Origin of the sequence: Bradyrhizobium sp. HKCCYLRH1034, from assembly GCF_051168375.1 — a bacterium.
In the GTDB taxonomy this organism is placed as follows: domain Bacteria; phylum Pseudomonadota; class Alphaproteobacteria; order Rhizobiales; family Xanthobacteraceae; genus Bradyrhizobium.
In genome coordinates this window covers 532,519-551,352 of sequence record NZ_JBNPUW010000002.1, presented here as the reverse complement: position 1 = coordinate 551,352, position 18,834 = coordinate 532,519, and the positions used below count along the sequence as shown (strand labels likewise).

The window sequence follows — 18,834 nt, the reverse complement described above, 5'->3', positions numbered from 1 at the left end:
CTCCCCACGTGAACGGCTAATCGACCACGACCGGCTCGACGGCGCCGGCGCGCTCGGTGATGAGCCTGTACTGATCCGGCCGGCGATGCGCCGCGAAGTTGAACATCTTGTCCTTGCCCTGGCGGCACAGATCGAGGTCGATGTCGGCGACGACGACCTCGTCGGCGAGCGTCTTCGCCCGCGCCACGATGCAGCCATTGGGATCGACGATGCAGGAGCCGCCGATCAGCCCGCTGCCGTCCTCGTCGCCCGCCTTTGCGACCGCGATCGCCCACGTCGCATTCATGTAGGCGTTGGCCTGCGCCACCAGGGTCGAATGGAAGGTGCGCAGCGAGGCATCCTCGGTGTTGCCGCCATTCGGATCGTAGGCTGCGGAATTGTAGCCGACGCAGACCAGCTCGACGCCCTGCAGCCCGAGCACCCGCCACGATTCCGGCCAGCGCCGGTCGTTGCAGATCATCATGCCCATGATGGCGCCGCCCCACTCGCGGCCGGCGCGCACGGCCGGAAAGCCGAGATCGCCATAGCCGAAATAGCGCTTCTCCAGCTGCTGATACTTGGCACTCGGGCGCGGCTCGACGGAGCCGGGCAGATGCACCTTGCGATATTTGCTGATGATCTCGCCGTCGGGATCGACAAGGATGGAGCTGTTGAAGCGGCGTCCGTCCGGTGTCAGCTCGGCATAGCCGACATAGAAGCCGACGCGAAGCGCCCGCGCCCGGTCGAACAGCGCGGCAACGGACGGGTTCGGCATCGCGCGCTCGAAATAGCTGTCGAGCTCATCGCCTTCGAGGATCCAACGCGGGAAGAAGGTCGTGAATGCGAGTTCCGGAAACACCACCAGCTTGGCGCCCTGGGCGGCCGCCTGTTCCAGGAGCCCGATCATGCGCGACAGCGTGTGCCCGCGGCTGTCGGCGCGCTGGGTCGGCCCCATCTGGGCGGCGGCCGCGCGGAAGATACGGCTCAAAACTCTGCCTCCGATCTGTGCGTCATGCCTTTCCAGCAGGCGGCATCACCGCCCTCTGCGACGCGCAAGAGAAGCATCAATGAAGCGAAACCGGCGCAGGAATTGCAACCAGTCGGGACGACCTCGGTCTATGATATTTTGGCCGAGACCATCACCCGGGCTAATAGGGCGACCATGCCATGAACCTGCGCCAGTTGGAGATCCTGCGGGCGGTCATCCGCCACCACACCACGGTCGCTGCCGCCGAGGAGCTCGCGCTGTCGCAGCCTGCGATCAGCAATGCGCTGAAGGCGATGGAGGCGCAGGCCGGCTTCACGCTGTTCGAGCGCGTCAACAACCGGCTGTTCCCGACACCCGAGGCGATGACGCTCTATGAGGAGAGCGAGGCGATCTTCACCCTGCACGCCCGGCTGGAAAACCGCGTGCGTGACCTGCGCGAGCAGAAGACGGGTCATCTGTCGATCGTCGCCACGCCGCCGCTCGCCTACAGCATCATCCCGCCGACCTTGTCAGGCTTCCTGCGGCGCCGGCCGCAGACGCGGATGTTCTTCGACGTGCGCCGCTACGAAGGCATCATCGAGGGCGTGCTCGGCAACGTCGCCGAGCTCGGCTTCGCGCTCGGACTGTCCGATCATCCCGGGATCGCCCATGAGGTCGTGCATACCGGGGAGATGGTGTGCGTGATGCCGGCCCGGCATCCGCTTGCCGAATGCGACGTGATTTCAGCGCGGGATCTCGCCGGCTTCCCGCTGATCGGCCTTGAACGCGGCACGCGCCTCGGCGAAGCGGTGCGCGAGAGCTTCCGGCAAGCCGATGCCGACTTCCAGCCGACCGTCGAAGTGCGTTACTGCAACACGGCCTGCGTGCTGGCTTCGACCGGCGTCGGCGTCGCCGTGGTCGATCCATTCTCGCCGCGCCAGGGCGGGCATGATCTCGTGGTACGGCCGTTCACGCCGAGCACCAAAGTCTCGGCCTATGTGCTGTGGTCGGAGGCACGGCCGCTGTCGAACCTGGCGAAGACGTTTCGCAGCGAGGTGCGAAACGCGAGCCGCAGTCTTGCGGACGGCCTCGACGCGATCGGAGCTCCGAGCCTCGCCGCTTCCGCGCAGCGCGGCTGAGCTTGCCGATCGGCATGCGTCCATCAACCCCGTGGACGTATCGTTTGCGGCCCATCATCCGAAACGCCCGCCTGCGACGGGCTTCTCGGGATGATGCTCCGCGTCACTGTCGTCTTGCGGCTGGCGGCGGAATTGGTGCAGTGGACCATGGCTCGCCCGCCCGCAATCGCGCCGCCAGCGCCGCCGCGCAGCCGGCGAGCAGCTTCTCGCCCTTTGCAGCAGATGCCTTGCGCGCATCGCCTGCGACGCCGGAGGTGGTGATGTCGGCGAACGATCTGAACATTTTCAGCGACGGGACCAGCGAGCCCATGATGTCGAAGCTCGGCCCAAAGGCAGCGTCGAGCCCCGCCGCGTCGACGAGGCCGGGATGAGCCGCCATCATCATCGAGGTCTCGGCTTCGCAGGCATGCATCACGCCCGCCTGATCCTCGAGGACCTTGGCCATGGTCTCCCGCCCTTCCATGAAATAGGTCGTCGTCGCGATCGGCGCGTTGAGCTCGCGCGTCAGTTCGCCGGTGAGGGTGGCCAGCGCCTGGATGTTGCCGCCATGGCCGTTGACGATCACGATGCGGCGGAAGCCGGCATTCAGAATCGAGCGGCACAGGTCTCTGAGCACGGCGTGGTAGGTGGAGAGACCGAGGGTGAAGGTGCCACCGAACGGAACGTGATGGTCGGCGAGCCCGCACCAAACGGTCGGCGCGACCACGATGGGATGGTCTGGAGTCAGCTCCAGCGCGGTGCGACGGCAGACCTCGCTGCACAGGAAGTCGTCAACTCCCGTCGGCAGATGCGGGCCGTGCTGCTCGGTCGAGGCCACCGGCAACAGCACGATCGCGTCTCGGGCCGCGAGCGCGCGAAGCGCTGCGGCGGAAAGTCTGTTCCAGGCGGTTTCGGTCATGATGGCTGCTCGCATGGTCGGAGATGAGGCAGATTGGCTCATATCACGCAGCCACCGCAACAGCCCATCCCGGCGTATCGGGCGCGCAGGCCGACAGTCGCCTGCGTGCACCTCAGACCGCACGCCCCTGCGCGATACTGCGCCCTCTCCCACAGGGGCGAGGACGCGGCGACCGACACCGCACCCTCGGCTACATCAGGAGCATGCTCTCCATGCACTCAAACATCGACAGCGATTGCGGGCTCGACAAGGTGCAACGGCCTTGCGTCCTCACAACACCACGGCCCGCGCGGCAGGCCGGTCTCACGCCCGCGTCAGTTCGATGTCGTGGGTCTGCTTCGTCTCCGCGTCGTACACCCTGATCTGCAACATCGGAAACCGGCGCTTGAGGTCATGCGCGCCGTTGTGTGCGCCATCCTTGGTCTTGAATTCGGTCTTGATCTGACCATCGACCACGACGGCATAGCCGGTCAGCGGAAGGTCGTTGCCGGATTTGTCTTGAGCAGGCTTGTTGTGAACAGACTTCTCTTGGGCAGACTTGAGCATTGCGAGCCGACGTCGATTCGTGAGTTGAAAGGGGTGTCGAGCGCGCGATCTCTCCGCCTCGGACGACTCCGATGTAAGGTGAGTCTGTCGCGACGAGCAAGCGAAGACGTGTTCTTCACAAGCAGGGCGATTACGGGTTCAACCTGACGGCGCAGCGCCGGCCCGCGATGATCTCGGGATGTTCGGCGCGAACGAGTCGCGCAAGTTCCGGACTTGCAACGCGAACGTTCCGGTCGCTCGCCATCATGCGCGCCACCGCGAACGAGGAGCGCCGTGGTCGCGCGTCTCTCAGCGCCCGCAGCGCCCACCTCGCGCCGCCCCCAAGGCAGCAGCCCGATTCCAACTCGAGATGCGCTCTCCGACTGAGCACGGGTAGACGCAAAATCCCGGGGCCATCGGACGAACGAATCAGCATGACCGCCATGCGCGAATTGCCCGTCGTGCCAGTCTGCCGCAGATAAACAGCTTGCACCGTCGGGCAAATCAGGACGACATTTCCGCGCATCCCGCCTCATGAAGAGGGGCGTGTCGCGAACGTCACGAGACGTGGAGTGCGGGATGCGATGGACGCGACGTGTCGCAGCGGGTGTCATGCCTGCGGACGAACGGCACGGCGCGGACGGCGAAGTCGCATGGTCCTGGCGCCGCGACGCTGGCGTCAAGCTCGTGACGAGGTTTCAGCCTCGCGCGGGTGACGGTGGCAAGACAGCCCGTTCACCGGGGAGAATGCGTATAAGCCGTAACACTATCGCGCAGGGAAGGCCGGGATGTCTCAGCCGAACCTGTGGTTCCTGCCCCGTGCATTCTTTCCGCACGGGGGCCATGGGGGCGGCGAGCTCCCGGCCTTCCCTGCGCCCTCTCACTTGAAGAGGGCTCCGTCAAGCAAGACTCGGGCGCGATAGGCGCCGCGAGATCGCGACGTGCTGATTTGTAGACATTCTGTCGATGGCTGTTTATCAGTGTGAACTGCTGACCACGTGCCGCGCACGGGACCACGACGATCCCCGTAAGATGACGGATGGGCTTGCCGACCGCTGGTGCCGCTGCGGCAGCGAGGGATCGTAAACGACTGCGCGGGACGTTGACCCGCCATTTACCTCACGGTCCAACCACGACATCGTGATTTGATGCAGGTCAACATGACCGGCCCGAACGCACCACCTACTGACAAGGCGTTCAAGCGAATCAGGCCTTGCCGTTACCTTGTTCGGCGTCCCTCGAACGGTCCTGTGCACTTGTCATCATGGAGAACCACATGAGCGAGACCGGCGTGACCGCCCTGGATCACACCGTCCAGGAAACCAACATCTGGCTGAAGGCCATCGAGCAACGCCTCGCGCTGGCGAGCCGGCAGCAGGCCTACAATGCACTGCGTGCCGTGCTGCATGTGCTGCGCGACCGTATGCCGATGGCCGTCGCCGTGAATTTCGGCGCCCAGTTGCCGATGCTCATTCGCGGGATCTACTACGAGGGCTGGCACCACGCGGCAACCCCGACCAAGGACCGCCATCTCGAATATTTCGTCGATGACATCTTCCGCCAACTGCCGCCGCAATTCCCGGTCGATCCGCTCACGGCTGCGCGCGGCATCTTCGAAATTCTCTGGGAGAAGCTCGATCCCGGCGAGTTCGACAAGCTGATGGGCCACCTGCCGGTGCCGCTGCGCAATCTGCGCGAGCCGGCGACCTGAGGGCCGGACCCCTTCGATCAGCTGGCCGGTATCGGTCGTCGGTACGGCGGCAGTGCGCCTCTCGCCTTCAATGCGCGAGCTGCCGGTACAGCGCCGGCAGCGCGGCGGGCAGTCGCCTGATGTTGCCGACGATGGCGTAGCCGCCGCGGCCGAACAGGGTGGGAAAATACGACTGCGCCGACGCATCGATGGTCACGCCGAACACCGCGACGCCGCCGCGCCGCGCTTCCTGCACCGCCTTGCGCGTGTCCTCGATCGCGAACCGTCCCTCATAGTGATCGACGTCGTTCGGCTTGCCGTCGGTCAGCACCAGCAGCAGGCGCTTGCGCTCGGATCGCTCGGCGAGCTGGCTGGCGGCATGACGCACCGCCGTGCCGATACGCGTATAGTAGCCGGGCCTGAGCGCGCCGATGCGGCGCTCGACCCGCCCGCTCATCGGCTCGTCGAATGCCTTCACGGTCTCCAGGCGGACCCATGAGTTGCGCCGCGAGGTGAAGGTGAGAATGCTGTGGCTGTCGCCGCAGGCCGACAGCCCATGCGCCAGCACCAGCAGCGCCTCCTTCTCGACGTCGAGAACGCGCACGCCGTCGATCCACGCATCGGTCGATAGGGACACGTCGACCAGGAGAGTCACCGCGAGATCATGCGCGAGCGGGCGCATCGCCAGATGCACGCGATCAAGTCCGCCATGGCCGGCATTGAGATCGCTGCGCGCGCGCACCAGCGCGTCGATGTCGAGGTCGTGGCCGTCGGCCTGCGCGCGCATCACCTCATGACGCGGCCGCAAGGTCTCGAACCTGCGCCACACGCTGCGGATCCGCCGGCGCATCGCATCGTCCGGAGACCACGCCTCGCCCGCCTCGGCGGCATCGCCGGTCACGACGCGACAATGGTCCGGCAGATAGGCGCCGCTGCGATAATTCCACTCGGGATACAGCCGGCCGCTGTCGAGCCGGGCCGTGTCCACCGCCTCGGGCGGCAGGTCGAGATCGAACTTCAGCTTGCTCGCCGGACGCCCCTTGCGCCTGGCGATCGCGAGCTCATCGAGATCGTCGGCAGCCTTGCGGGCGTCGTCATCGTCGGTATCGTCGGACGGACGATCGACATTGACCATCTCCGCCATCGCCAGGATCTTCTCGAAGCGGTTGAGGATGAATGGATCGCGCTTGGCCGTGTCGTCGCGCTCGCGCCGTGCGAAGCGCTTGCGGGTGTCGGGTGCCCCCTCCTGCTCTGCGGGCGTCTGCGTCTCGTCGTCCTCGCGCGCCGCGGCAACGGCATCGCGGCTCCAGCAATCGCCCCACAGCGGACACGGCAGCATCGGCCGATAGCCGGGCGGGGCGGCCTCCGGCAACGCGCCGCCAGCGATGACCGCATTCCACAGCGCGCCCTTGGGCGGCGCGCCGGCGCCGAGCAGGGCCATGACGATGTGCTCGACCTGCTGCTCGAGCCGAGGCAGCGGCCGCCGCGGCCGCGCCGCAGCCAGCGCTTCGGCGAGTTGCGCATGCGGACACGCCAGTCCAGGGAAGCGCGCCAGCACCAGCGAGGTCGTCTCACAGGCCCGGCGCAGCGCCAGCAGATCATGCCGCAGCGGATCGCGCTCCGTGATCGGCTCGACCGCCATGGTCGCGAACCACGCCGCGAGCCAGTGATAGAGCTGCGCATTGAGCGCGCGCCCCGGCAGCAGCGCGATGGTCTCCGGCAGGAACACGGTGGCGCCATCGCGCCCGGCCTGATCGAGGCATTCGTCGCCGAGGCCAATGCGCTGGCGCCAGCCGAGCCGATGGCCCGATTTGCGCGCCTTGGCTCCGGCGACCTGCACGCCGCTCTCGCCGCCCAGCGCGCGGAACATCACGGCGATGCGGCCGCTGATCTCGTTCAGGGCGACGGCCTGATCCGGATGGACCGGATAGCTCGAGGTCGTGCCGACCAGGCGATGCCAGGCGCGGCCGACGGTCTCCTCCAGTTCGAGGAAGTCGAGCATGGCTCACCCGATCACGGCATGCGCGACCTCGCGCAACGCGGCCTTGACGTCGGCGTCGTCGGTGAGCGGCTCGATCATCGCGGCGAGCACGGCGTCCGCGATGGATGCTCCGGCAGCGACGAGCGTCGCGCAATAGACCAGGAGCCGCGTCGAGACGCCCTCCTCCAAGTCATGGCCTTGCAGCGCGCGCAGCCGATGCGCGAGCGCCACCAGCGGCCGAACGCGCTCCGGCGCCAGCCCGCTCTCGGCGGCAACCACCGCGATCTCCTGCTCGGCGGGCAGGAAGCCGAATTCGATGGCGATGAAGCGCTGCCGTGTCGATGGCTTCAGCGCCTTGTGCAGCGACTGATAACCCGGATTGTAGGACACCACCAGCATGAAGCCGTCGGGCGCGAGCAGCTCCTCGCCGGTGCGCTCCAGCGGAAGAATGCGGCGGTCGTCGGTGAGAGGATGCAGCACGACGGTCACATCCTTCCGCGCCTCGACGACCTCGTCGAGATAGCAGATGCCGCCCTCGCGCACCGCGCGGGTCAGCGGGCCGTCGGTCCACACGGTGTCACCGCCCTTGAGCAGATATCGCCCGGTGAGGTCGGCGGCGGTGAGGTCGTCGTGACAGGCGACCGTGTGCAGCGGCAGGCCCAGTCGCGCCGCCATGTGCGCGACGAAGCGGGTCTTGCCGCAGCCGGTCGGCCCCTTCAGCAGCACCGGTAGGCGATGTCGGAACGCATGCTCAAACAGCGCGCATTCATTGCCGGTCGGCGTGTACGAGGGGAACGACAGGACGGTATCGATCGCGTGCAGCGCGGGCTTCATGATCACTCTCCGAATCGGGGGATGCAGGCGGCGGCATCGAAGCCGCCGCCTGCGGGGTTTTACTCCGCCGGCTGCAGGGCGCCGGGGATGATCGCCTGCTTGGCGCGGCCGGGCACCAGCACGGCCCAGACGAACATCAGCGCCGCGATCGCCACGAACACACCGGAGCCGAGCCGAACCCAGTAGAACATCGCGAGCTGGTCCTGCACGTCCATGTAGCTCTGGCCGAGCACGCGCTGCAGATGCACCTGGATGATGCCGGCGAAGGTCAGCGCAAAGGTCATCGTCATCATCGCCGTGCACATGATCCAGAAGCTCGCCATCGAGAGCCACTGATTATACGGCGCACGCTGGCGCAGCTGCGGCACCGCATAGGCCATGACCGCGAGGTTGAGCATCACATAGGCGCCGAAGAAGGCGAGATGGCCGTGCGCGGCGGTCACCTGGGTGCCGTGGGTGTAGTAGTTCACGCTGGACAGCGTGTGCAGGAAGCCCCACACGCCGGCGCCGAGGAACGCCATGACGGAGCAGCCGACCGACCACAGCAGCGCGGCGCGATTCGGATGCTTGCGTCCCGCCTTGAGCGTCATCTGCACCGTGAAGATCACCATGGTGAAGAACGGCGCGACCTCGAGCGTTGAGAACAGCGAGCCGATCCACTGCCAATAGCCGGGCGCGCCGATCCAGTAGAAATGATGGCCGGTGCCGAGGATGCCAGAGAACAGCGCCAGGCCAATGATGACGTAGAGCCACTTCTCCACCACCTCGCGGTCGATGCCGTTGAGCTTGATCATCAGGAAGGCCAGGATCGAGGCCATGATCAACTCCCAGACGCCCTCCACCCAGAGATGGACGATGTACCACCAGTACATCTTGTCGACGGCGAGATTTGCCGGATTGTAGAACGCGAACAGGAAGAAGATCGCGACGCCCCACAGACCGAACAGCAGGATGTTGGTCACCGTCGTCTTGCGACCCTTCAGGGCGGTCATCGTGACGTTGAACAGGAACATCAGGCAGACGACGACGATGCCGACCTTGATGATGAAGGGCTGCTCGAGGAACTCACGGCCCTCATGGTAGTGGAAGAGATAGCCGACGACGGCCGCACCCGCGGCGCCGAAGAACATCCAGAACTGGATCTTGGCGAGCAGCGGGCTGTAGAGCTCGGTCTCGGTCTCCTCGGGCAGCAGGAAGTAGGTGGCGCCCATGAAGCCGATCAGCGACCACACGATCAGCGCGTTGGTGTGGATCATGCGGACGATGTTGAAGGGAAGCAGGACCGACAGCGTGTTCGGCAGCACGTAGATGGTGCCGGCGAGCAGGCCGAAGATGACCTGGGCGAGGAAGAGCGTCAGCGCGCCGTAGAAATACAGCATCGCGACCTTCTGGGTCTCATATCTCATCGCGGATCTCTCTCATGACGGGGACGGGAGCCGGCTCAGCCGGCCTTGTTCGGCGGCCAGTCCTGGCGCTTGATCGTGTCGGTCCATTGCAGGAAGTCGGCGAGGTCGTTGAGCTCCTGGTCGGACAGATTGAACTGCGGCATCTGCCTGCGGCCGGGCGCACCGGAGGGTTGCGACTGCATCCAGGATTTCAGCATCTCGCGCGCGGCGGCCGGGTCCTGCCTCCCGCCCCAGCGGTCCCAGACATTGCCGACCTCTGGCGCGAAATAGGCGCCCTCGCCGAGCAGGGTATGGCAGTTGATGCAGGAGTTTCTCTCCCAGACGTGCTTGCCGCGAGCGACTCCGTCGGACAGCGTCGACGCATTGGTCGAGGTCGTGACCATGTAGTAGTGGCTGTGCGCTGTGAGCCCGAGGAAGATCGCAAAGAAGAAGGCCGAACCGCCGTAGAAGACGTTCCGTGCGGCCGACTTGGTCAGGCGTTCCGCCATGACACGTCCTTTCCGTTTTGGTGAAGGTCGATGGTGAAGGCAATCTACCGGCACTGCCGGGAGTCTCTTTGTCGCGGCGCAAGCAGCACGGCGATGGCCCGTCAGACCAGCGCGCGGAGCGCCACCGCGAGCCCGGCGAGCGCAACCAGGCCTAGGAGCCACGATGCGAGCAGGCCGCGCCACAGCGCGGGCGCATGGCGGAGGCCGAGAAAATCCAGCACGATCACCCTGCCCTTTGCCAATGCGAGCGCGAGCACGAGGGCATCGGCGAGCCAGCGATTCGGCAGCAGCAGCGAGGCCGCGAGCGTGGCGACGGCGAAGCTCAGCAATTGAAGCCAGGCGAGCGTGAGGCGATCGCGGACCATGACTCATCCCACCAGATAGAGGATCGGGAACATCACGATCCAGACCAGGTCGACCATGTGCCAGAACGCCGTCCCGGTCTCGACGCTGTTGGGCGCGGCATGACGACCGACGATTCCGAGGATGACCATCCCGAGTACGACGTGAAGCAGATGGAAGCCCGTGAGCAGAAAATAGAGCGTGAAGAACGGCGACGTCTCCAGGCCTGCGCCGGCGGCAATCTCCCTGCCATACTCGGTCAGCTTGACGGCAATGAAGGCCGCGCCGAGCAGGATCGCCAGCATGATCCAACGCCGTGCGGTGGCCGGCGATGCGCCTCTCGCCGCCGCCGCCCCGCGCGCCGCAGCCCACCCGCTCGTCACAAGCACGATCGTGTTCAATGCGGCGAGAGGTCCGTCCAGCATGGCCTGCCCGGCTGCGAACACGACTGGATTGACTGCGCGCGCCACGACGAAGGCGCCGAGCAGCAGGCCGAAAGCGACAAGCTCGCTGAGGATCAGGACCCACATCATGGGGTCGCCCGGCAACCCGTCGAGCACGCCCCAGCGCTCCGTTGGTTCCGGTTCGTATGTGAGTGCCGACACCGCCATCTCCGATCAGATGTCGCAAAGCTAATCGGGGCGGCAGACATGCTCTTTGTCGGCGCACAAACAGCACGGCGCCCGGATGCGCTACCGGATCGACATCAGGAGCATGTCCATGACCGAAGCGCAGCTCGGCCTCGTCACCGCCACCCCGATCATCATCGTGTTTGCAGCGGCGCTGCGGCGCATGGGCGTGCTGTCGACCACGGGGACCGTGTCCGCGATCGCGCTCTCCGTTGCGATTGCGGTTGTCCTGTTCACCACGCAATAACCTCGCCTGGAACCTTTGCCGTCCTCGGGCGTCAGATCGTCCGGAGGTGCCGCATGGACGACAACCGGTTCGCAGAGCTGCTCGGCAACGCCGCCATCGGCGTCTGGGGCGACATGCCGCGCGACATCCAGGAAGCGCTGTTCGAGACGGCGATGCGCGGTCACGACGATCTGAGGCACGAACTCGCCAAGCTGCTTCACGACCGGCATCCGCGGACACAGCATCCGCCGCATCCGGCTTGAGCGGTCTCAGTCGCGATGATCATCAGCTCCGAACTGTGATGGCTCGTCGTAGCCCTTGCGGCTGCTGTAGAACAACAGCACCATCAGCCCGATCCCCACGATGAGCGAAAACACCACGCCGAGCGTGAGCGCGATCCAGCCCTCGGTCGGCATCGGATCGCCGGGCAGGGTCATGCCCTGATAGGCGAAGACGACGGCGGCCGCGAGAATCAGCAGCAATGCGACGATGATGGTGATGGGTCCTGCACGCATGGCGGCGCACTCCTGACACGAGAACAGGACGCGACCACGATCGTTCCTGGACGGGTGCGGTAACGGCGCACGGCGGCAGTTCCGAAATTTGAGGACGGCGTCCCCACCCTTCTCGCTGCGCCGCCGAAAGCATCGCGCTGCATCCAATCGCGGCATCATCTGCTCAAAGGATGACGCGCGCTCCACCGCGCCTTGCCGCGCGCCGCATGGCTGCTCTCGCGGCGGATCGCTAGGCGTCTGGGAACTTAGCTGATAACCATACCGGCTCCCTATCGGCAGCAGAGGACAAGGACCGGAGATGGACAATCGCAGCGAGATCTGGCGCGGCGTCGACGCGATCAAGACCCGTTTCATCGAGCTCAGCGACCGGGTGTGGAGCACGCCCGAGGTCTGCTACACCGAGGCCCGCTCGTCCGCCGAACACCTCGCCGAGTTGAAGCACCAGGGTTTTCGGATCATCGAAAAGGTCGCGGGCATCCCGACCGCGCTGATGGGCGAATGGGGCGAAGGTGGTCCGGTCATCGCGTTCATGGGCGAATACGACGCCCTGCCCGGCCTCAGCCAGGAGGCCGGCGTCGCCGAACATCGTCCGATCGAGACCGGCGGCCATGGCCATGGCTGCGGCCACAATCTCCTGGGCTCGGCGGCGCTGCTCGCGGCAACCGCCGTGAAGGACTGGCTCGCCGCCAACAAGGTTCCGGGACGCGTGCGCTACTACGGCTGCCCTGCCGAGGAAGGCGGCGCCGCAAAGGCCTTCATGGTGCGCTCAGGCGCGTTCGAGGATGCCGACATCGCAATCACCTGGCATCCGTCGAGCTTCTGGGAAGTGGTGATGACGCCCTCTCTCGCCAACACGCGCGCGGACTTCATCTTCACCGGACGCACCTCGCATGCGGCCGCCTCGCCGCATCTCGGCCGCAGCGCGCTCGACGCGGTGGAGCTGATGAATGTCGGCGTCAACTACATGCGCGAGCACATGCCGAGCGACGCCCGCGTGCATTACGCGCTGCTCGACACCGGCGGCATTGCGCCCAACGTCGTGCAGGCGCATGCGCGCGTCCGCTACTCGATCCGCGCGCGCGACCTGCCCGGCATGAACGAGCTGGTCGGGCGCGTGCACAAGATCGCGCAAGGTGCCGCGATGATGACCGAGACCAGGGTCGAGATGAAGATCATCTCGGCGGTCTCCAACATCCTGCCCAACACGCCGCTCGAAGAGGCGCTGCACGGGATCATGGAGGAGCTCGGGCCGCCGCATTTCGACGCGAGCGACAAGGATTTCGCCGGTCAGATCCAGGCGACCCTGACCGACAAGGACATCGAATCCGTCTACTACAGCATCGGCATGGACCCGACCGACAAGCCGCTGGCCGACTTCCTGGTGCCGCTGAACGCCAAGCGCAATCCGCAGATCGGCTCGACCGATGTCGGCGACGTCAGCTGGGTGGTGCCAACGGTGCAGGTGCACGCGCCGACGGTGGCGATCGGCACGCCGTTCCACACCTGGCAGGTCGTTGCGCAAGGCAAGACGCCGGCCGCGCACAAGGCGATGGTGCAGGCCGCCAAGGCGATGGCCGGTCTCGGCATCAAGGCGCTCAATGAGCCGGCGCTGATCGCAGCCGCCAAGGCCGACCTGAAGAAGCGGACGCTGCGCACGCCCTATGTCAGCCCGCTGCCCGCCGAGGTCGAGCCGCCGCTGACCATGTCGGTCGTTTGAGAGATACACTGGGGGGGGGAACACGATGGCGAAAACAGCGACAAGGAAGAAGCCGGCGGCGAAGACCGCCAAGCCGGCTCAGAAGCGCGTGGCCGCGCGCGCCACGGCCAACCGGAAGCCCGCAAAGGCGAAGCCGCAGGCCAGACCACAGGCGAGGGCCACCGCGCCGAAGCCGCGGCTGCCGAGAGGACCGGTTTGGCAGTGGTCGGCGCTCGACACCGCCGCTGCGATCCGCTCGGGCGCGGTCTCCTCGGTCGAGGTGACCGAGGCGCACATCGCGCGCATGCATGAGGTCAATCCGAAGCTGAATGCGGTCGTCGTCGATCTGTCCGAAGAAGCATTGAAAGCTGCGCGCACCGCGGACAAGGCGCGCAACAAGGACGGCCTGCTGCATGGCGTGCCCGTCACCATCAAGGAGAACGTCGACTACCAGGGACGGCCAAACCCCAACGGCGTTCCGGCGCAGATGGGGATCATCGCGCCGTCGGACGCGCCCGTCGTGCGCAACCTCAAGAACGCGGGCGCGATCGTGCTCGGCCTCACCAACACGCCGGAATTCTCATTCCGCGGCTTCACCGACAACCCGCTGCACGGACTGACCTTGAACCCGTGGGATCCCGAGATCACCTGCGGCGGCTCGTCGGGCGGCGCTGGAGCTGCGGTCGCCGCCGGTATCGGCACCATCGCGCATGGCAACGACATCGGCGGCTCGCTGCGCTGGCCGGCGCATTGCAACGGCGTTGTCACGATCAAGCCGACGCAGGGGCGCATCCCGGCCTACAACGAAAGCGCCGCGGCCGAGCGGCCGATGCTGGCGCATCTGATGTCGTCGCAGGGCCCGCTGGCGCGTAGCGTCGCCGACGTCAGGCTGGCGCTGGAGGTGATGAGCCGGCGCGATCCGCGCGATCCCTGGTGGGTGCCGGCCCCGCTCGAGGGCGAGAAGCCCAAGCGGCCGATCAAGGTCGCGCTCGCCAATATCCCCGATGACATGGACGTCGATCCCTCGGTGCAGGCCGCGCTCCGGCAGGCCGCGGATCATCTGGAGCGCTCCGGCTACCGGGTCAGCGAGGTCGAGGTCCCCGACATCTCCGGCGTCTGGCAGACCTGGTGCGACGTCATCACCACCGAGGTCGTCGTGATGCAGGAGGCCAAGATGCTGGCCGTCACCTCGGAAGACTTCCACAAGGCGTGGGGCGGGATGCGGGCCAAGGCCGAGATCCTCGACCTCGCGGGCTGGATGAACGCGACGGCGCAGCGCTCCACCCATATCCGCGCCTGGCAGCTGTTCTTCGAGGATTATCCGGTGGTGCTGACGCCGACGACGGTCAAGCCGACGCCAGGCCCGCGCGAGGACACGGTAAGCCCGGAGCGCGTGCGCGAAATCTTCTTCAACGAGATCCGCTTCATCTCGGCCATCAACGTGCTCGGGCTGCCCGGCGCGGTGGTGCCGGTGGCGGTTCACAATGGCCAGCCGATCGGCGTGCAGCTGATCGCCGGCCGCTATCGCGAGGATCTCGCGCTCGATGCCGCCGCGGCGATCGAGAAGCGTGCGGGCATGCTGGTGCGGCAGCTCTGGGAGCGGATGGCTTAGTCTCGCGACGGCCCGAGAATCCCGGCTCTCGGGCCGTCATGTTTCCGACATCGCTTCAGCCTCGATTGTCGAAAGTCGAACACTGACGCCCATCGCGTTTGCCCGAGGAGCCCCTCGGGTTGACGGGACGTCGCCGACCTGTCTATTTTGATGTATACGAATGAATATAGCACGGCATCGGTACGGGCGCTGCGCCGGAACGGGACTTGCAATTCACCGAAGCGAACCCGTCTCTGCGATATGAACGAGGACAATTGTGATGAGATCGATGCGCTTCGTCGCCGCTGCTCTGTGCGCGGCTGCCGCTCTCCTGACTGGCGCAAATGCGCTCGCCGGGAGCGCCAACATCGCCGTGGCCGCCAACTTCACCGAGCCGGCCAAGGAGATCGCCGGTCTGTTCAAGGCCAAGACGGGACACGAATTGGTGCTGAGCTTCGGCGCGTCCGGACAGTTCTACACCCAGATCAAGGAGAACGCGCCGTTCGCGATCCTGCTCTCCGCCGACGACGAACGGCCGAAGAAGCTGGTCGACGAGGGCCTCGGCGTCGCCGGGAGCCGTTTCACCTACGCGATCGGCAAGCTCGTTCTGTGGAGCAAGGACCCGAACGCGGTGAGAGGCGAGGAAACGCTGAAGGCGAACGCGTTCAACAAGCTGTCGATCGCCAATCCCGCCGCCGCGCCCTATGGCGCGGCTGCAGTGGAGACGCTGAAGGCGCTCAATCTCTATGAGACGATCAAGCCCAAGATCGTGCAGGGCAACACGATCTCGCAGGCATTCCAGTTCGTCGATACCGGCAATGCCGAGGTCGGCTTCGTCGCACTGTCGCAGCTGATGCCGAATGCGGGCGGCTCGCGCTGGCTGGTGCCGCAGAACCTCTACAGCGAGATCCGTCAGGATGCCGTGCTGCTGAAGGCATCCGCCGGCAACGAGGCGGCGACCGCGTTCCTGACCTTCCTCAAGACTCCGGAAGCCCGTGCGGTCATCGAGAAGTTCGGCTATGCTCTGGACCCGAAGTCCGGCAGCTGAGCGCTCACGTCGATGAACTTCCAAGGATGAACTTGCACGTCTCGGCCGATATCTGGCAACCGGTCAGTCTGACCCTCGAATTGGCAGCGATCACGACCGTCATTCTGATGATCGTGGGAACACCGATCGCATGGTGGCTGGCGCGGTCGCAGGCGTGGTGGAAGGAGGCGGTCGCAGCCCTGGTGGCGATTCCGCTCGTGCTGCCGCCGACCGTGCTCGGCTTCTATCTGCTGGTCGCGCTCGGCCCGAGCGGTCCGGGCGGGGCGCTGGCGTCCTTGTGGGGCGCACGCACCCTCGCCTTCACTTTCCCAGGCCTCGTGATCGGCTCGGTGCTGTTCTCGATGCCGTTCGTGGTGCAGCCGATCCGCAACGCCTTCGAGGCCATGGGCGAGAAGCCCCTGGAAGCAGCCGCCACGCTGCGGGCCACGCCCTGGCGCGCGTTCTGGACGATCGCCGTGCCGCTGGCGAGCCCCGGCTTCCTCACCGGCGCGATCCTCGGCTTTGCCCACACCGTCGGCGAGTTCGGCGTCGTGCTGATGATCGGCGGCAACATTCCCGGCAGGACAAAGGTGCTGTCGGTCGCGATCTACGACTACGTCGAGACCTCGCAATGGACCGAAGCCTCCGTGCTGGCGCTCGGCATGGTCGTGTTCTCGTTCGGCGTCATTCTGACGATGATGCTGATCGAGAAGAAGATGACGCGACGCGCGTCATGAGCACCGTCAAGGTCGATTTCCGCGGTACGCTCGGGCGCTTCGAGCTGAACGCGCGGTTCGAGGTGCCGGCGCGCGGCGTCACCGCGATCTTCGGCCCGTCCGGCTGCGGCAAGACCGCCGTCATGCGCAGCATCGCCGGCCTCAACCGCCTGGACGGACGATGCTCCGTCGCCGGCGACGTCTGGCAGGACGAGAAGACCTTCCGCCCGGTGCACCGGCGCCCGATCGGCTACGTCTTTCAGGAAGCCAATCTGTTCCCGCACCTCTCCGTCCGCCGCAACCTGATGTACGGGCATCCCGGCCCGTCCGGCCCCACCGCCATCGGCTTCGATGAGGTCGTGTCGCTGCTCGGCATTGCCAAGCTGCTGGAGCGCTCGCCGCGCCATCTGTCCGGCGGCGAGCGGCAGCGCGTGGCGATCGGCCGCGCGCTGCTCAGCCAGCCGAAGCTGCTGCTGATGGACGAGCCGCTGTCGGCGCTCGACCAGATCACCAAGGACGAGATCCTGCCCTATCTGGAGCGGCTGCATGCCGCGCTCGACCTGCCGATCCTCTACATCAGCCACGATATCGCGGAGGTCGAGCGGCTCGCCGATCAGCTGGTGCTGATGCGCAATGGCAGCGTCCTGGCTTCAGGTCCGCTGTCCGTGCTCCAAGCCGACCTGACACTGCCGCTCGCGCTCTCCCGCGATGCAGCGGTCAGTCTCGACGCCACCGTTCTGAAGCACGACGCCGTCGACGGCATGGTGACGCTTGCGGTGCCGGGCGGGCATTTCGTGCTGCCGGCCGAGCCGCTTGCGTCGGGAACACGCCGCCGCCTGCGCGTGCTGGCCGATGACGTCAGCCTCGCCTTGGAAACGCCGAGCCGCAGCACCATCGTCAACGTGCTACGCGCGAAGATCCTGGAAATCCGCAGCCAATCGGACCACCGCGTCACCGCCCTGCTCGGCCTCGGCGAGGACGGCCAGGGTGCACGATTGCTGTCGCGGGTCACCCAACGCTCGTGGAACGAGCTCGGCCTGCAGGCAGGGCTTGCCGTCTACGCCCAGGTCAAGGGCGTCGCGCTGGTGCGCCGCGAAGAGCCCATCGCCTGATCGGCACGCGCCGACCTGCCCCACCATCACGACATGTTGTATAAGCGACAATATAGCATCCGATGTTATATCCCAAACAATACAGCTTTGCATCAGACGAACCGAGGCCGGCCTGCTTTTCCTCAATGCAATGAACATGTTGATCGGCGCGCAACGATCTGGCCCGCGGCTTGCTCATTCGATCTCGCAACACGAGGTCATCAGCATGAAAGCCGCCGCCGTCACTTGGCATCCGAACGCGCCCAAGCCGCTCGCGCTGGTGCTGGGCACCAACGAGATCGCCTCCGCGATCGCGGCCAAGCTCAACCATGAGCGCTTCGCGCTCGTCCTCTGTCACGACGCCTTTCCGCCGGTGATCCGACGCGGCATGGCCTTCCACGACGTCCTGTATGGCGAGGCCTGCGACATCGACGGCGTGGTCGGCTGCCGGGCCGAGGGCATCGCGGACGTCGTGCGCATTCATCGCGAGCCCAGCCAGGTCGCCGTCACCGGGATGCATCTCACCGACATCATCGCGTTCCGCTATCCCGCGGTCATCGTCGACGCACGGATGCAGAAGCATCTGGCCACGCCGGATCTGCGCGGCGTTGCCGGCATCGCCGTCGGCATCGGACCGCGCTTTGCGGTCGGGCACAATTGCGACATCGCGATCGAGACGCATCCTTGCGACACCGGCGCGATCGTGGCGCACGGCACCACGCGCGACGCGGACGGCAAGGCGCGTGCGCTCGGCGGCGCCGGCCGCGAGCGCTTCGTCTATTCCAATCAGGACGCCGTCTGGCATACGCCGCTCGACATCGGCACCCGCGTCTACAAGGGACTGCAGCTCGGCTCGCTCGGCGGCACACCTGTGCTGGCGCCGCTCGATGGCGCACTGCGCGGCATCGCCCGCGACGGATTGCGCGTGCCGGCCAACGTCAAGCTGCTGGAGATCGATCCGCGCGGCCGCCACGCGGCATGGACCGGCATGGACGACCGCGGGCGATCGATCGCCGCGAGCGTCGTCTCGGCGGTCCACGCGATCGTGCAAACCGGTCGGAAGGCGGGCCGCGTCTCCGCCAACGTGTGAGGAG

General features: G+C 66.3%; 20 protein-coding genes. 10 read left to right on the top strand and 10 right to left on the bottom strand.

Going from position 1 to position 18,834, the window contains the following annotated elements; genetic code table 11:
* Positions 1-16: 16 nt before the first annotated feature.
* Positions 17-967, bottom strand: coding sequence for an N-carbamoyl-D-amino-acid hydrolase (locus tag ACQR0W_RS06355; protein WP_315717753.1), 951 nt, complete (start codon positions 965-967; stop codon positions 17-19).
* A gap of 179 nt (positions 968-1,146) precedes the next feature.
* On the opposite strand from ACQR0W_RS06355, the gene ACQR0W_RS06350 reads away from it, so the two are divergent.
* Complete coding sequence (locus ACQR0W_RS06350; protein ID WP_316171725.1) at positions 1,147-2,085, top strand: LysR family transcriptional regulator; 939 nt, start codon at positions 1,147-1,149, stop codon at positions 2,083-2,085.
* Positions 2,086-2,188: 103 nt separating this feature from the next.
* On the opposite strand, the gene ACQR0W_RS06345 is transcribed toward ACQR0W_RS06350, so the two are convergent.
* Positions 2,189-2,983 carry a creatininase family protein gene (locus tag ACQR0W_RS06345; RefSeq protein ID WP_316171724.1) on the bottom strand — a complete coding sequence of 265 codons (795 nt, stop codon included), beginning with the start codon at positions 2,981-2,983 and terminating at the stop codon, positions 2,189-2,191.
* Between the two features lie 303 nt (positions 2,984-3,286).
* Complete coding sequence (locus tag ACQR0W_RS06340) at positions 3,287-3,529, bottom strand: hypothetical protein (RefSeq protein WP_315717756.1); 243 nt, start codon at positions 3,527-3,529, stop codon at positions 3,287-3,289.
* 1,255 nt (positions 3,530-4,784) lie between these two features.
* Between ACQR0W_RS06340 and ACQR0W_RS06335 the strand changes: the two genes are divergently transcribed.
* The gene (locus ACQR0W_RS06335) at positions 4,785-5,219 is read left to right on the top strand and encodes a DUF2267 domain-containing protein (RefSeq protein ID WP_315750299.1); all 435 of its coding nucleotides are present in this window, start codon (positions 4,785-4,787) and stop codon (positions 5,217-5,219) included.
* A 67-nt stretch (positions 5,220-5,286) separates the two neighbouring features.
* Here ACQR0W_RS06335 and ACQR0W_RS06330 read toward each other — a convergent pair whose 3' ends face one another.
* The 6 genes from ACQR0W_RS06330 to ACQR0W_RS06305 all read right to left on the bottom strand — a co-directional run bounded on the left by ACQR0W_RS06330 (position 5,287) and on the right by ACQR0W_RS06305 (position 10,854).
* Positions 5,287-7,200, bottom strand: coding sequence for a nitric oxide reductase activation protein NorD (locus ACQR0W_RS06330; protein WP_316171723.1), 1,914 nt, complete (start codon positions 7,198-7,200; stop codon positions 5,287-5,289).
* A gap of 3 nt (positions 7,201-7,203) precedes the next feature.
* Positions 7,204-8,013, bottom strand: a complete 810-nt coding sequence (locus ACQR0W_RS06325) for a CbbQ/NirQ/NorQ/GpvN family protein (protein WP_315717759.1) — start codon at positions 8,011-8,013, stop codon at positions 7,204-7,206.
* Between the two features lie 59 nt (positions 8,014-8,072).
* Positions 8,073-9,419 carry a cbb3-type cytochrome c oxidase subunit I gene (locus tag ACQR0W_RS06320; protein ID WP_315717760.1) on the bottom strand — a complete coding sequence of 449 codons (1,347 nt, stop codon included), beginning with the start codon at positions 9,417-9,419 and terminating at the stop codon, positions 8,073-8,075.
* Between the two features lie 35 nt (positions 9,420-9,454).
* Complete coding sequence (locus tag ACQR0W_RS06315) at positions 9,455-9,907, bottom strand: c-type cytochrome (RefSeq protein WP_315717761.1); 453 nt, start codon at positions 9,905-9,907, stop codon at positions 9,455-9,457.
* A gap of 101 nt (positions 9,908-10,008) precedes the next feature.
* Complete coding sequence (locus ACQR0W_RS06310; RefSeq protein WP_315717762.1) at positions 10,009-10,272, bottom strand: cytochrome C oxidase subunit IV family protein; 264 nt, start codon at positions 10,270-10,272, stop codon at positions 10,009-10,011.
* Between the two features lie 3 nt (positions 10,273-10,275).
* Complete coding sequence (locus ACQR0W_RS06305; RefSeq protein ID WP_316171722.1) at positions 10,276-10,854, bottom strand: cytochrome c oxidase subunit 3 family protein; 579 nt, start codon at positions 10,852-10,854, stop codon at positions 10,276-10,278.
* Positions 10,855-10,969: 115 nt separating this feature from the next.
* Between ACQR0W_RS06305 and ACQR0W_RS06300 the strand changes: the two genes are divergently transcribed.
* The gene (locus ACQR0W_RS06300; protein ID WP_315717764.1) at positions 10,970-11,125 is read left to right on the top strand and encodes a hypothetical protein; all 156 of its coding nucleotides are present in this window, start codon (positions 10,970-10,972) and stop codon (positions 11,123-11,125) included.
* A 53-nt stretch (positions 11,126-11,178) separates the two neighbouring features.
* Positions 11,179-11,367 carry a hypothetical protein gene (locus ACQR0W_RS06295; RefSeq protein WP_172112235.1) on the top strand — a complete coding sequence of 63 codons (189 nt, stop codon included), beginning with the start codon at positions 11,179-11,181 and terminating at the stop codon, positions 11,365-11,367.
* Between the two features lie 6 nt (positions 11,368-11,373).
* Here ACQR0W_RS06295 and ACQR0W_RS06290 read toward each other — a convergent pair whose 3' ends face one another.
* Entirely contained in the window at positions 11,374-11,619 is a 246-nt protein-coding gene (locus ACQR0W_RS06290; RefSeq protein ID WP_315717765.1) for a hypothetical protein, read from the bottom strand.
* A 298-nt stretch (positions 11,620-11,917) separates the two neighbouring features.
* Between ACQR0W_RS06290 and ACQR0W_RS06285 the strand changes: the two genes are divergently transcribed.
* The 6 genes from ACQR0W_RS06285 to ACQR0W_RS06260 all read left to right on the top strand — a co-directional run bounded on the left by ACQR0W_RS06285 (position 11,918) and on the right by ACQR0W_RS06260 (position 18,830).
* Positions 11,918-13,336: a M20 family metallopeptidase gene (locus ACQR0W_RS06285; protein ID WP_316171721.1), complete on the top strand. Its 1,419-nt coding sequence runs from the start codon at positions 11,918-11,920 to the stop codon at positions 13,334-13,336.
* A 25-nt stretch (positions 13,337-13,361) separates the two neighbouring features.
* Complete coding sequence (locus tag ACQR0W_RS06280) at positions 13,362-14,927, top strand: amidase family protein (RefSeq protein WP_316171720.1); 1,566 nt, start codon at positions 13,362-13,364, stop codon at positions 14,925-14,927.
* A 259-nt stretch (positions 14,928-15,186) separates the two neighbouring features.
* Complete coding sequence (modA, locus tag ACQR0W_RS06275; RefSeq protein ID WP_316171719.1) at positions 15,187-15,954, top strand: molybdate ABC transporter substrate-binding protein; 768 nt, start codon at positions 15,187-15,189, stop codon at positions 15,952-15,954.
* Between the two features lie 26 nt (positions 15,955-15,980).
* Entirely contained in the window at positions 15,981-16,670 is a 690-nt protein-coding gene (modB, locus tag ACQR0W_RS06270; protein WP_316171718.1) for a molybdate ABC transporter permease subunit, read from the top strand.
* Entirely contained in the window at positions 16,667-17,761 is a 1,095-nt protein-coding gene (gene modC / locus ACQR0W_RS06265) for a molybdenum ABC transporter ATP-binding protein (RefSeq protein ID WP_316171717.1), read from the top strand. The genes modB and modC overlap by 4 nt, the downstream gene beginning before the upstream one ends.
* A gap of 205 nt (positions 17,762-17,966) precedes the next feature.
* Complete coding sequence (locus ACQR0W_RS06260) at positions 17,967-18,830, top strand: xanthine dehydrogenase (RefSeq protein ID WP_315827076.1); 864 nt, start codon at positions 17,967-17,969, stop codon at positions 18,828-18,830.
* The last annotated feature ends 4 nt before the right edge of the window (positions 18,831-18,834 follow it).